This window comes from Hydrogenophilus thermoluteolus (assembly GCF_003574215.1).
GTDB lineage: Bacteria > Pseudomonadota > Gammaproteobacteria > Burkholderiales > Rhodocyclaceae > Hydrogenophilus > Hydrogenophilus thermoluteolus.
The window spans coordinates 1,989,215-2,001,928 of the sequence record NZ_AP018558.1 but is presented as its reverse complement, the minus strand read 5'-3'; the positions used below and the strand labels follow the sequence as shown (position 1 = coordinate 2,001,928).

Sequence of the window (12,714 nt, the reverse complement as noted above, 5' to 3'; positions counted from 1 at the left end):
TTATCGCAGAACATTAGGTGCCACACGTGGTGCGAAACTGCGCGAGAAATTCTGGGCTGGAGGGGCGCGCCAGGTCGGCGTACGCAGGATTTTCACGGAAGGGATTTTGTATCGCGACCAGGAGCCGTTCGAACGGGGTGAGGCTGCCCGCTTCGGCAGCGCTCAATGCGGCGGTGACTGCTTCGTTGCGTGGGATCAGCCACGGGTTTGCTTGCGCGAGCCGTTCGGCGAGTGCGTGGTTCAGTTGCCCTGGCACCAGGCCCACGCGGTGTTGCCACCGTTCGAGCCATCGCGACAGTTCGGGATCGGGAATGAGCGCGCGCAACGGGGCGTCGTTACCGACGCTGAAGCGCACGAGCGCCCGGAAAGCGGCGGTGAAATCGGCGGCGTGCGTCGCCAGCAGATCAAGCCAGTCGGAGATGAGTGCTCGGTCGTGCGCGATCGTCCGCGCGTCGCCGTCCGGCGTCAACCCCAATTTGCGGCGCATCGCGGCGAGCCAGGCCGCTTCGTACAAGGCGGGAAAGCGCTCGAGGACGCGGTTTGCAAGGGTCACTGCAGTGTGCGGGTCGGGGTCGAGCAGCGGCAGCAGTGCTTCGGCAAGCCGGGCGAGGTTCCACTGCGCGATGCGGGGCTGTTCGCGATAGGCGTAGCGGCCGAAGCGGTCGATCGAACTGAAAACGGTTTGCGGGTCGAACGGTTCGAGAAAGGCGCACGGTCCGAAGTCGATCGACTCTCCGCTGATCGTCATGTTGTCGGTGTTCATCACGCCGTGGATGAATCCGACCGCCATCCATTGCGCGACGAGGTGCGCGTGCTGTTCCGCTACCGCTTCGAGGAGCGCGAGCGCAGGAGGTGCCGTGTCCGTCACGCGTTCGGGGTAGTGGCGCGCGAGCGCATAACGGGTCAGCCGTTCCAGTTTTTCGCGTTCGCCGAGCGCGGCGAAAAAAGCGAAGGTGCCGACGCGGAGGTGGCTCGCGGCAACTCGGGTGAGGATCGCGCCAGGGTGGCGGTGTGTGCGTACGACCCATTCCCCCGTCGTTGCTACCGCCAGTGCGCGTGTCGTCGGGATACCGAGCGCGTGCAGCGCTTCGCCGTAGAGCGCCTCTTTGAGCATCGCCCCGAGCGCCCCCTTGCCGTCGCCGCCGCGTGAGAAAGGGGTCGGGCCGGAGCCTTTGAACATCAGGTCGCGGCGATTGCCGTGGCGATCGACGACCTCGCCCCAAAGGAGCGCTCGGCCATCCCCGAGTACTGGGGCGAATCCGCCGAACTGGTGTCCGGCGTACGCTTGGGCGACCGGTTCGGCTTCTGCGGGCAGCTGTTGGCCGGTGAAAAGCGCTGCGCAGGTGGCTTCGTCGAGCATCGCGAGCGGCAGGTCGAGCTCGGCCGCAAGTTCGTGGTTGAGATAGACGAGCTTGGGGTCGGGGACGGGGTCGGGTTGCCACGGGATCGCGAAATCGGGCAGTTCGCGGACGAAGGTGTTGTCGAACGGAAACGGGGGGAGCGCAACGTGGGGTGTCGACGGCATCTCTGGGACTCCGTGGGGAACTTGGGTTTGGTTGCGGTTGGTTTGGCTCGGTTTGGTTGGGTTTGGTTGGGTTTTGTTGGGTTTGGGTAAGCGTAGCGTGGGGGCGGTGCTTTGGCAACCCAACCGGGTTAGGGGGTAAGCGGCGCTGCAGGTACAATGACGCGATGCACACACGCGCGATCATGATTCAGGGAACGACTTCGGACGCTGGCAAGAGTACGCTCGTCGCTGCACTGTGTCGGCTGCTGCGGCGTGAAGGCGTACGGGTGGCCCCCTTCAAACCGCAGAACATGGCGAACAACGCTGCGGTCACCATCGACGGCGGCGAGATCGGGCGGGCACAGGCGGTGCAAGCACAAGCAGCGGGGCTTGCTCCGCATACCGATTTCAATCCGGTGCTCTTGAAGCCACAGAGTGACCGCACCGCACAGGTGGTGATCCACGGGCGGGTGGCGGCGCAGCTCGACGCGCGGCAGTACCACGACTACAAACGGCGCGCACGCGAAGCGGTGCTCGAATCGTGGGCGCGTCTGACCGCACAGTACGATTTCATCGTGGTCGAGGGGGCGGGCAGCCCTGCCGAGGTCAATCTGCGCGCGAATGACATCGCGAACATGGGGTTTGCCGAAGCGGTCGACATTCCGGTAGCGCTCGTTGCCGATATCGATCGCGGCGGGGTGTTTGCGCAGCTCGTCGGGACTCTTGCGTGTCTGTCGCCAAGCGAAGTGGCGCGGATTCGCGGCTTCGTGATCAACCGTTTTCGCGGTGACGTTTCGCTTTTGACGCCAGGGATCGAATGGCTGACCGAACGTACGGGCAAGCCGGTGTTTGGCGTCCTCCCCTATTTGCGCAATTGGTCGCTCGACGCCGAAGACAGTTTGCAGTCGGCAGCGGTGCGGTGCGACGCCAAGCTGCGGGTGGTGGCGATCGCTTACCCCCGGATCGCGAACCACACCGACCTCGACCCGTGGCGGCTCCACCCGGAGGTCGATTTTCGCTGGTGGGCGGGCGGCCCGTGGCCGGGTGCCGACCTGGTGATCCTCCCGGGGTCGAAAGCGGTGCGCGCCGATTTGGCCTGGCTACGCGCGCAGCAAGGGGATGCGCACCTCTTGCGCCATTTGCGCTACGGCGGCAAGGTGATTGGGATCTGTGGCGGTTTTCAGATGCTGGGTGAATCGATCGCTGACCCCGAGGGAGTCGAAGGGGCGGCAGGGCACAGCGAAGGGTTGGGGTTGCTCGCGATCACGACCACGCTCACGCGCGCCAAGCGCCTCACGCAAGCGCGCGGCCGCATGATCCACCCTGCGGTCGTCGGCGCGACGCCGGTTCCCGTGACGGGCTATGAGATTCACCTGGGGGTGAGCGACGGGGCGGCACTCGCTGCGCCGCTTCTGACGGGTGACGACGGCGCAGGCGACGGGGCGGTTTCGGCAGATGGTCAGATCGTCGGAACCTACTGGCACGGACTCTTCGACGCCGCGCCGGCGTTTGCCGCGTTCGCGCGTTGGGCAGGTGCAGGGTCGCTCACCGCGATCGATGCCGAGGCGCGGCGCGAAGCGATGATCGAGCGGCTGGCCGACAGCGTCGCAACCCACTGCGATTGGCGCGCACTCGTCGGGTGTTAGTCGCTGCGTGCTTGGGGCTTGACCCGTTTGCGTTTATTCGGGTAAGAAGATCGCCCGTTTCGCTGCGGCAAGCGCCGTTTTCACGATCAGCCACAATACGACCGCGGTGGTGAGCGCGACGAGCATGAGGGCAAGGGTGTGCAGACCGCGGCTCGCGGTGAGGTGTGCCATCGTCATCGTCGCGACCGTGAGCGCCGCGAGGGGGAACGAATAGGCCCAGGCGGAGAGAAAGAAGGGTACTTTGGCGAAACGCGCCGCGTTCGTCGCGAGCACCAGCGCCAAAAAGAGGGCGACCCCATAGAGGATGCGTGTAGCAGCGTCGAGCGTCTCACCGTCGAGTTTGAGCCACGCGAGCATCCCGACCGAGGGCGGCGCAAGCAGGATGAAGAGCGTGGGGGCGAGCCGCTGCGGCAGCGGTTCGAAGAAGATGAGGCGGTGCATGACGATCGTCATCAGCACCAACCAGAAGACGATCCCGATCGCGAAAAAGTACCAGCTTGCTTCGAGATGGCCGTACCCGACGCCCGCAAGCGGCGCGACGACGTTCCCAACCACCGGGATGAACCAGGCCGGGTTGATGTGGGTCAGTTGGTAGTGGGCGTGGTGGAGCCAGATGTGCATCATCACGGGAACGAGGATTGCGTGTCCGATCGCGCCGACGAGCCAGAATCCATGGCCGATTCCCGGGGCAAAACTCTGGTACGCGGTTCCCAAGAGCATCAGCGAAATCGTGATCGCCGCAAAGAAGTTGAGCCGTACCGGATGGCGCCAATCCTCACGGATGCCTTGGGGGTTGTGCGCGGCTTTCAAGAGTAGGAGCAATCCGTAAAGGAGGAAGAGCGCGGTTGCCGCAACCGCCACGGCCTGCCCGATCACTGCGGGCCAGTGCCACAGATGGGCGGCTTTGAGCCAGACCAAAGCCAATCCGCAGAGCCCCATGATCGAAGCAAAGAGCGGCAACGGAAAGTAGCGGATCACGTCGGGTTGCACGGTGTGCGACGGTTCGGCAGTTGGTTGACGCATCGGGGTTTCCTCATCGGCACCAGCACGGTACGCTATTCTAGCAAATCGCTATTTTCTGATAAACGGAAAAGAAAAGCGGCGCACGGGTGTGCGCCGCCAAAGAAGCGAAGTTAGGAGGAGAGACCCATGAGACCTGTGCGTTGGGGTTGGAGGTGCCAAACATTGGACACAGGTCAAAAGTTCGCTTCATCGAAGCGTACAGCAAATGGCGTGCCAAAAAATTCTTCTGGGGTGAATTATTGGTAAATCACTGAAGCAAAAAGAATTTTTTGAGGTAGGGGCCGAACGAAGGACGAAAACGACGGTTACGAAACTGCCAGATACTGACACGATGCGACAGATTGGCAGTATCTTGTCATTTTTTACCGGGTTTGCGGCGCGCGATCCCCAACGCCGCGAGGCGTCGGTAGAGGGTGCGTTCACTGATCCCCAGATGGGCGGCCAGAGCGCGGCGCGGGCCAGGAAAGGTTTCCGCCAGTCGGCGCAGCCGTGCGTCATCGAGCGCGTCGACCGCGTGCCCGGCGCCTTGGCTCGCCTGCGGGACTAGTGCTTCGGCCGACCGAAAACGGACCTCGTCAGGGAGGTCTTCGGCACGAATCGTTTGGCCGTCGCTCAAAAGCACCGCACGCTCGAGGATATTGCGCAACTCGCGTACGTTGCCGGGGTAATGGTACGCTTCGAGTAGCGCCATCGCGTCCGGAGTCACCGTGGGTGGCTTCTCGGGCACGATTCGTTTGAGGAGCGCCGCGGTAAGGGGCGGGATGTCGCCCGTGCGCTCACGTAGCGGCGGGACACGGATCGGAAAGGTATTGACGCGGTAGAAGAGGTCTTGCCGGAAGCGGCCTTCGCGCACCATTGCCGCCAACGGTTGATGGGTTGCGGAGATCAGACGGATGTCAGTGGTACGCAGTTCGGTCGACCCCAAACGGCGAAAGGTGCCCGTTTCCAGCAGACGCAGCAGTTTTACCTGCATCGACAAGGGGATGTCACCCAATTCGTCGAGGAACAGGGTGCCGCCGTCGGCGGCTTCGACGAGCCCGATTTTTCGCTGGGTCGCGCCGGTAAACGCCCCTTTTTCGTGTCCGAACAGTTCCGACTCGAACAAGGTTTCCGGAATGCCGGAGCAATCTACCGCCACGAAGGGTTTGTCGGCGCGGTGGCTCATGCGGTGGATCGCCTGTGCGATCAGTTCCTTACCGGTACCCGATTCGCCTTGCAGCAGGACGGCCGCGTTGGCACGCGCCACTCGATCGATCAATTCGACCATCCGGCGAAATGCGGGTGACTGTCCGATGAGTTGGGTCCCAGTCTCACCGTGACGGTCGATCGGCAGCGGCTGCTGCCGTTCGACCAACCAGCGGATGGTGCCCGTCTGGTCGGGCAACGGGGTGAGTTCGATCGTGACGTAGCGTTCGCCATCGGTGGTGTGGTGGCGGTGGACCGTTCGCGCTTTCGTTCCGGTACGCAGCGCCGTTTGGAGGGGGCAGGTCTCACCGGCGCGGTCACACGGGACGTCGTAGTGGTGGGAGAGGCGGTAGCAGGTCGTGGCTTCGCCGAACGGGCCCATGAGTTCGCGGTAGGCAGGGTTTGCGGCAACCACGCGATAGTCGCGGTCGATCACGACGTAAGGCGATTCTTGCGCGTCGAGCCACGCCACCAGTGCGCCGAGTTCGTGGGAAGGATCGGTCGCGGTCATGATGCGGTGTCAGAACCGTTCCAGCCACAGGAAGAGCCAAAGCGCCGCTGCTGCGATGAGCGTCAGAAAGACCGCAGCGCTTCCCAGGTCTTTGGCGCGCGCGATCAGTGGGTGGGGATCGGGATGGACGAGGTCGCAAAGGGCCTCGATCGCTGAGTTGAGGAGTTCGACGACGAGTACCGCGACGAGACTCAGCACGAGGAGCAGCCGTTCCGCCGTGGTTTCGCCAAGCCACATCGCCAGCGGAAGCGCGATCAAGAGGAGCGCCACTTCTTGGCGAAACGCCGCCTCGAAACGCCACGCCGCAGCGAGCCCGCGCAGCGAATAGCGCAACGCGCCGCCCAGCCGCTGGAATCCCCCGCGGCTTTTGAACGACGATTCCGGTTCCGAGGGGCGAAACGGGCGCATCAGCAGTCACTCAAGACGCCATCACGACGCGACGTCCAGGGTTACGGGCACTTCGCGGCGCTCGCCCGCGCGTTCGACGGTCAAGGTGACCGTTTCGCCGGGTTGGTGGCGCTCCAACAGATCGAGCAGCGTTTCGAGGTCGGGTGTGGGTTCGCCGTTGAGTGCGACAATTACGTCGCCAGCGATCACCGCACCGTCGCGCGTCGGGCGGAACGGAACGATCCCGGCGCGCGCCGCGGCACCGTTGGGATCGACGCCGATCACCGCGACACCCTGCGCGATGCCTAATGCTTCGAGGAATGCTGGCGGAGCGACGCGGATGCCCAGCGCGGGTCGGATCAAGCGGCCGTCGCGAATGAGTCGCGGGACGATACGGTTCACTTCGTCGACGGGAATCGCGAACCCGATCCCGGCAAACGCGCCGCTGGGACTGTAAATCGCAGTGTTGACGCCGATCAGTCGGCCCGCGGAATCCAGCAGCGGCCCGCCGGAGTTTCCGGGGTTGATCGCGGCGTCGGTTTGGATCACGCCGCGAATGGGCCGCCCGGTGACCGATTCGATCTCGCGGTTGAGGGCGCTCACGATCCCTGTGGTAAGGGTCTGGTCGAGGCCGAACGGGTTACCAATGGCATAGACCCGCTGCCCCACCTGAAGCGACCGGCTTTCGCCGATGAGAATGGGGTGCAGTTGCTCGCGCGGCGCGCCGATGCGCAGCACTGCCAGGTCTTTGTCCGGATAGGCGCCGACGATCGTCGCTTGCCAGGTGCTTTGATCCGCAAGCGTGACGTACGCGCGATCGGCGCCTTCGATCACGTGAAAGTTGGTGACGATGTGACCGAGCCGATCCCAGATGAAGCCGGTGCCACTGCCTTTGGGAATCGCGAAGAGGTTGAGCGAGAAGAAATCGAGTGCGGTTTGCGCGGTGCGGATATGGACCGTGGAGGGAGAGGCAAGGCGAAAGACTTCGATCGCGTTCTGTTCGTCTGCCGCCAGATCGCCGCGGGCAACCACGGGCCGCGGATCGACGGCTTCTCGCGGTAAAGCACTCTCTTTGGGAACCAGCCAACCGGTGACAGCTGCGGCGGCGATGATCGCAAAGGCAACCCAGACCAGCGGTGAAAGGAGCCGTCTGCCGCTTGTGGGAGGTTCGCTGAAACGCATGGGACGCATCCTCGGTGACCCGGATGCGCCCCATTGTAGCAGCGACGATTCGGCTGCGTCCAGAGAAAAGGGTTAGCCAACCTGAACGGTGATGCGCCGCGGTTGGGCGTGTTTGCGTTTGGGGATGCGCAGGTGCAAAACGCCGTCGTGCAGTTTGGCTTCGATCCCTTCCGGATCGAGTTCACGGGAAAGGGTGAATTGCCGCGCGAAACGGGGGGCGCGCACTTCGGCGTAGAGCGGTTCCAGCCCTTCCGGTGTCGAGAGGGTGACGTTACCTTCGATCGTCAGCGTTTCGCCTTCGATTTTCACCGCCAACGCCTCTTTGCTGACGCCAGGAAGGTCGGCCCACAAGGTGATGCCCGTTTCGTCTTCCACGATATCGACGCGAGGTGGAACCGCGGTGACCTTCTCCGAAGTGCGCGGGTTCGTAGTTTCGTTCGGGTTCGCGGTCGTGGTTGGTACCGTCCGTTCGTTTTGCGTGGTCATCGTTACCTCCTTTCTCATGCGCCGTCCTGGGCAGATCTCACTGCACTGCGATGCGGCGCGGCATCAGGTGTGCTTTGCGGCCGATGCGGATGGTGAGGACCCCGTCGCGGTATTTCGCGTCGACCTGGTCGGGGTCGACATCTTCCGGCAACGTCAGCGTCCGTTTGAATTTGCCGCTGAAGCGTTCTTGCGCGTAGATCGTCTCTTTCTCTTTCGGCTGCCACGGGCCCCGCTCGCCCGCAATCGTCAATACCCCTTGCTCCAACGTAATGTCGAGCGCGTTGGGGTCGACACCCGGGACAAACGCGTAGACGAAGATCGCATCGTTCGTTCGACCGACATTGACCGCGGGAAAGAGCGGCACGCCGCTTGCTTCGCGTAGCGACAAAGGCCACCCCGCGAGCGCCTGTTCCAAATCGCGCTGCAACCGTTCGAACTCTTCGAAAACGTGCGCAGGAAAACGCAGAAGGCTCATCATTTCGTCACTCCTTGGTTGATGTGTTATGCTCTTTTCATAGGGTTGGAACCGCGCTTTTCAAGAGGGTGCCATGAACGAGCAACAAAAACAGAATCTCAACGTCGGTTACTGGTTGATCGCGATCGCGCTGCTGTTGCTTTTCCAAAGCCAATGGCAAGCAGCGAGCCAGGTCGAGCCGGTGCCTTACTCCGAATTCGAGCGCGCCCTGGCCGAAGGGCGCGTGGCGGAAGTGGTGATCGGTGAGCGTACGGTGACCGGCATCTTGAAGCAGCCGGAAGGGAACAAGCGCGCGTTGGTCGCGACGCTGGTCGAACCGCAGCTTGCCGAGCGGTTGGAAAAATACGGGGTGACTTATACCCGGCGGTTGGAAAACACCTTTTTCCGCGATCTGTTGTCGTGGGTCGTGCCGGTTCTGGTCTTTTTCGCCGTCTGGTATTTCCTCTTCCGCCGCTTCCTCGATCGTCAAGGGATGGGCGGGTTCATGACCATCGGCAAGAGCCGCGCGAAGGTCTATGTCGAAAAAGCCACTGGCGTGACTTTCGACGACGTCGCCGGGGTCGATGAAGCGAAAGCCGAACTGCAAGAGGTCGTCGAGTTTCTCAAGAATCCGCAGGAATATACCCGGTTGGGGGCGCGGATGCCCAAGGGGGTGCTCTTGGTTGGCCCGCCGGGCACCGGGAAGACGCTGCTCGCGAAAGCAGTGGCAGGGGAAGCCGGGGTGCCCTTCTTTTCCATCTCCGGCTCGGAGTTCGTCGAAATGTTCGTCGGGGTGGGCGCCGCGCGGGTGCGCGACCTCTTCGAACAGGCGCGACAGCACGCGCCATGCATCATCTTCATCGACGAACTCGATGCGCTGGGACGCGCACGGGGTGCGTTTCCGGGATTAGGCGGACACGACGAAAAAGAACAGACGCTCAATCAGCTGCTCGTGGAGATGGACGGGTTCGACACCTCCGCGGGGATCGTCGTGCTCGCCGCGACCAACCGGCCTGAAATTCTCGACCCGGCACTGCTGCGCGCGGGCCGCTTCGATCGCCAAGTGGTCGTCGACCGTCCGGACAAAGCGGGGCGGTTGGCGATCTTGAAGGTACATGCGAAGAAAATCCGCTTGGCACCGGATGTCGACCTCGAAAAGGTCGCGGCGATGACCACCGGTTTTGCCGGCGCCGATCTTGCGAACCTCGTCAATGAAGCGGCAATCCAGGCCACGCGCCGCAAAGCCGACGCGGTGACGATGAGCGACTTCACCGCCGCGTTCGAGCGGTTGGTGGCAGGCGCTGAGCGCAAGAGCCGAACGCTCGACACACGCGAGCGCGAAGTGGTGGCGTACCACGAGATCGGCCACGCGTTGGTTGCGCGGGCGCTACCGGGTACCGACCCCGTGCACAAGATTTCGATCGTGCCGCGGGGCGTCGGCGCGCTGGGCTATACCCTGCAGCGCCCTTCCGAAGATCGGTATCTATTGACGCGCGAAGAGCTGGAGCGTAAGATCATGGTGCTGCTGGGCGGACGCGCTGCCGAAGTGCTGGTTTTTGGTCACCTCTCGACCGGCGCTGCGGACGATCTGGCGCGGGCGACCCAGATCGCACGCGACATGGTGACGCGCTACGGGATGGATGAGGATTTGGGGTTCGTTGCGTTCGAAACGCAGCGCCCCCGCTTCTTGGAAGGGGCCGTTCCTGCCGATCAAGCTCTTGCGGCGGTTTCGGAGCGGGTGCGCGAGCAGATCGACGCCGCGGTGCGGCGAATCGTGATGACCGCATTTGCCTGTTCCCTGGAAATCTTGCGCGCGAACCGTGACGCGCTCGAAGCCGCGGCGCAAACGCTCCTCGAGAAAGAGACGCTGGAAGAACCCGAGGTCGAGGCGCTTTTGCGCGACCTCGTCCAACCCCCCTGTGTGCACGGCACCGATCGCACCGCAGGTGCTTTGGCCGCGCCGACGGAGGAAGCGCCAGACGAAGCGTGACGGTTGCTAGTGACTCCGGCACCAAGGCCCGGCAAGCGGCGGTGCGATCGCACCGCGTTCGGTGAGGATCGCGGTGACGAAGCGGGCCGGAGTGACGTCGAACGCCGGGTTGGGGCCGGTACCGATACCGTCAGGCAACGCGGGCAGCCGCGTGACGCCGTTTGCGGTTCGTACCACCGCATGGGTGAGTTCGTCGCTGCCCCGATCTTCGATCGGGATCGCGCCACCGTGGGGGCAATCGGGGTCGAACGTGCTCGTGGGCGCAGCAACCAGGAACGGAATGCCGTAGGTGTGCGCGGCGAATGCTTTGAGCGCGGTCCCGACCTTGTTGGCGACGTCACCGTTGGCGGCGATGCGATCCGCGCCGACGATCACCAAGTCTACCACGCCGTTCGCGAGTAACCACGCTGCCGCATTGTCGGTGACCACCTGAGCAGGAATGCCTGCAACCGACAACTCCCACGCCGTCAGCAAACCCTGATTGCGCGGTCGCGTTTCGCTCGCCAAGACTTCGACCGCGATACCGGCTTGGTGCGCCAGATAGACTGGGGCGAGCGCGGTGCCAATTCCACAGGTTGCCACCCAACCGGCATTGCAGTGGGTCAAAACCCGCACCGGTTCACCGGCACGCTTTTTCTCCGCGGCTTGCAGCCACGGCAACCCGGTTTCGCCGATCGCGTGGCAGAGCGCGGCGTCTTCGTTACGCAGCCGCTCGGCGGTTTCCCACGCGGCTTGGGCGCGTTCGGCGGGCACAAGCGGCGCGAGTACCTGACGCATGCGCGCAAGCGCCCAATGCAGATTCACGGCGGTGGGGCGGGTGGTGGCGAGCGTCGTGATCGCGTCGTCGAGCGCCGCATCACGCGCGTCTCGTTGCAGCGCCAACGCGACGCCGAACGCGGCAGTGACTCCGATCAGCGGGGCGCCGCGTACCGCCATCGTCCGGATCGCGTCCGCGGTATCTTCGAGCGTGCGCAAAGTCAAGAAGCGGACCGCGAACGGAAGTTCGCGCTGGTCGAGGATCACGACGGTATCTTCGTCACGACGGATCGTGGCATAGGGCGGAAGCTTGACAGTAGCGGTCATTCGGACACTCTTGCGGAGACACCCGGCCAAGATTGTACGTCCCTTTGCAACCGCGGCAAACTTGCTTACAATGCTTTACTTTTGGGTAGGCTTGCGCTCCTTTCGGCGCCGCAACTGGGGAGAAAGGATGGCAGTGCGATCAGTCGGGGTAGTGTCGCCGCAACGGATGGTCTTCGACGAACCGCTGCGGCTAAAGAGCGGCGGCGTGTTGCCGCGCTACGAACTGGTCTATGAGACCTACGGCGAACTCAACGCAGCGAAAACGAATGCGGTGCTCGTTTGCCACGCGCTTTCCGGTTCGCACCATGTTGCCGGTTACTACGAAGACGACCCGAAGAACATCGGCTGGTGGGACAATTTCGTTGGACCGGGGAAACCGCTCGACACCCGGAAATTTTTCGTGATCGGGGTGAACAATCTCGGCGGCTGTTACGGTTCGACCGGTCCCAAATCGATCGATCCGGAGACGGGAGAGCCGTACGGTTCCCGCTTTCCGTTCGTGACGGTGGAAGATTGGGTCGAAGCGCAAGCGCGCCTTGCCGACCGTCTGGGCATCAGCGAGTTCGCGGCGGTGATCGGTGGGTCGCTCGGTGGGATGCAGGCGCTTTCGTGGGCGTTGCAGTATCCTGAGCGGGTTCGGCACGTGTTGGCGATCGCCACCACTCCGAAGCTCACGGCCCAGAACATCGCGTTCAACGAAGTGGCGCGGCAGGCGATCCTTTCCGACCCCGATTTCCATGGTGGCGACTACTACCGCTACGGGGTGGTGCCGAAACGCGGATTGATGCTTGCGCGGATGATCGGCCACATCACCTATCTTTCCGACGATGCGATGGCAGAAAAATTCGGGCGGGCGTTGAAACATGGCGCGTTTCGCTATTCGTACGACGTCGAATTCGAGATCGAATCCTATCTGCGGTACCAGGGGGAGAAATTTTCCCGCTATTTCGATGCGAACACCTACCTCTTGACGACGCGTGCGCTCGACTACTACGACCCGGCGGCCGAATACGGTGGGGATCTGGCGCAGGCGTTCGCCCGCGCGCAGGCGCGTTTCTTCGTGCTCTCCTTTTCTACCGACTGGCGCTTTTCGCCGGCGCGCAGCCGCGAGATCGTCTCGGCGCTCGTCCATTCGGAAAAGCCGGTCAGTTATCTGGAAATCGAGAGCAAAGCGGGGCACGACTCCTTTCTCTTGGAGCATCCCCACTATCATGCCGCGGTGCGGGCCTACCTCAACCAAGTGGCGGTCTGAAGGAGGAGCGG

General features: G+C 63.3%; 11 protein-coding genes. 3 read left to right on the top strand and 8 right to left on the bottom strand.

The genetic code is table 11. The features are described from left to right. Nucleotides 1–13 precede the first annotated feature (13 nt). The gene (locus HPTL_RS09745) at nt 14–1,525 is read right to left on the bottom strand and encodes a protein adenylyltransferase SelO (RefSeq protein ID WP_119335799.1); all 1,512 of its coding nucleotides are present in this window, start codon (nt 1,523–1,525) and stop codon (nt 14–16) included. A 164-nt stretch (nt 1,526–1,689) separates the two neighbouring features. Between HPTL_RS09745 and HPTL_RS09740 the strand changes: the two genes are divergently transcribed. Then, nucleotides 1,690–3,150 carry a cobyric acid synthase gene (locus HPTL_RS09740; RefSeq protein ID WP_119335798.1) on the top strand — a complete coding sequence of 487 codons (1,461 nt, stop codon included), beginning with the start codon at nt 1,690–1,692 and terminating at the stop codon, nt 3,148–3,150. Between the two features lie 33 nt (nt 3,151–3,183). Here the strand turns inward: HPTL_RS09740 and HPTL_RS09735 are convergent, their stop codons facing one another. The 6 genes from HPTL_RS09735 to HPTL_RS09710 form a co-directional block, all read right to left on the bottom strand. Then, complete coding sequence (locus HPTL_RS09735) at nt 3,184–4,173, bottom strand: SLAC1 anion channel family protein (RefSeq protein ID WP_119335797.1); 990 nt, start codon at nt 4,171–4,173, stop codon at nt 3,184–3,186. A 355-nt stretch (nt 4,174–4,528) separates the two neighbouring features. After that, entirely contained in the window at nt 4,529–5,869 is a 1,341-nt protein-coding gene (locus tag HPTL_RS09730; RefSeq protein ID WP_119335796.1) for a sigma-54 interaction domain-containing protein, read from the bottom strand. Nucleotides 5,870–5,878: 9 nt separating this feature from the next. Continuing rightward, nucleotides 5,879–6,277, bottom strand: coding sequence for a diacylglycerol kinase (locus HPTL_RS09725; RefSeq protein WP_119335795.1), 399 nt, complete (start codon nt 6,275–6,277; stop codon nt 5,879–5,881). Nucleotides 6,278–6,298: 21 nt separating this feature from the next. Next, the gene (locus tag HPTL_RS09720; protein ID WP_119335794.1) at nt 6,299–7,438 is read right to left on the bottom strand and encodes a S1C family serine protease; all 1,140 of its coding nucleotides are present in this window, start codon (nt 7,436–7,438) and stop codon (nt 6,299–6,301) included. Nucleotides 7,439–7,510: 72 nt separating this feature from the next. Further along, the gene (locus HPTL_RS09715) at nt 7,511–7,924 is read right to left on the bottom strand and encodes an Hsp20/alpha crystallin family protein (RefSeq protein WP_119335793.1); all 414 of its coding nucleotides are present in this window, start codon (nt 7,922–7,924) and stop codon (nt 7,511–7,513) included. Between the two features lie 37 nt (nt 7,925–7,961). Then, nucleotides 7,962–8,402, bottom strand: coding sequence for an Hsp20/alpha crystallin family protein (locus HPTL_RS09710; RefSeq protein ID WP_197713681.1), 441 nt, complete (start codon nt 8,400–8,402; stop codon nt 7,962–7,964). Nucleotides 8,403–8,472: 70 nt separating this feature from the next. Between HPTL_RS09710 and ftsH the strand changes: the two genes are divergently transcribed. Beyond that, the gene (gene ftsH / locus HPTL_RS09705; RefSeq protein WP_119335792.1) at nt 8,473–10,368 is read left to right on the top strand and encodes an ATP-dependent zinc metalloprotease FtsH; all 1,896 of its coding nucleotides are present in this window, start codon (nt 8,473–8,475) and stop codon (nt 10,366–10,368) included. A 6-nt stretch (nt 10,369–10,374) separates the two neighbouring features. Here ftsH and mtnA read toward each other — a convergent pair whose 3' ends face one another. After that, nucleotides 10,375–11,451: an S-methyl-5-thioribose-1-phosphate isomerase gene (gene mtnA, locus HPTL_RS09700; protein WP_119335791.1), complete on the bottom strand. Its 1,077-nt coding sequence runs from the start codon at nt 11,449–11,451 to the stop codon at nt 10,375–10,377. A 127-nt stretch (nt 11,452–11,578) separates the two neighbouring features. Here mtnA and metX point away from each other — a divergent pair, with 127 nt between their 5' ends. Next, nucleotides 11,579–12,703 (top strand): homoserine O-succinyltransferase MetX, encoded by a 1,125-nt coding sequence (gene metX, locus HPTL_RS09695; RefSeq protein WP_119335790.1) that lies wholly within the window; start codon nt 11,579–11,581, stop codon nt 12,701–12,703. Nucleotides 12,704–12,714: the final 11 nt, after the last annotated feature.

Bases quoted from the DNA above. Each gene is read 5' to 3' on its own strand.
- HPTL_RS09740 (WP_119335798.1), top strand. From the start codon at position 1,690: ATGCACACACGCGCGATCATGATTCAGGGAACGACTTCGGACGCTGGC.
- HPTL_RS09715 (WP_119335793.1), bottom strand. From the start codon at position 7,924: ATGACCACGCAAAACGAACGGACGGTACCAACCACGACCGCGAACCCG.
- HPTL_RS09710 (WP_197713681.1), bottom strand. From the start codon at position 8,402: ATGATGAGCCTTCTGCGTTTTCCTGCGCACGTTTTCGAAGAGTTCGAA.
- ftsH (WP_119335792.1), top strand. From the start codon at position 8,473: ATGAACGAGCAACAAAAACAGAATCTCAACGTCGGTTACTGGTTGATC.
- metX (WP_119335790.1), top strand. From the start codon at position 11,579: ATGGCAGTGCGATCAGTCGGGGTAGTGTCGCCGCAACGGATGGTCTTC.
- HPTL_RS09720 (WP_119335794.1), bottom strand. From the start codon at position 7,438: ATGCGTTTCAGCGAACCTCCCACAAGCGGCAGACGGCTCCTTTCACCG.
- HPTL_RS09735 (WP_119335797.1), bottom strand. From the start codon at position 4,173: ATGCGTCAACCAACTGCCGAACCGTCGCACACCGTGCAACCCGACGTG.
- HPTL_RS09725 (WP_119335795.1), bottom strand. From the start codon at position 6,277: ATGCGCCCGTTTCGCCCCTCGGAACCGGAATCGTCGTTCAAAAGCCGC.
- HPTL_RS09745 (WP_119335799.1), bottom strand. From the start codon at position 1,525: ATGCCGTCGACACCCCACGTTGCGCTCCCCCCGTTTCCGTTCGACAAC.
- HPTL_RS09730 (WP_119335796.1), bottom strand. From the start codon at position 5,869: ATGACCGCGACCGATCCTTCCCACGAACTCGGCGCACTGGTGGCGTGG.
- mtnA (WP_119335791.1), bottom strand. From the start codon at position 11,451: ATGACCGCTACTGTCAAGCTTCCGCCCTATGCCACGATCCGTCGTGAC.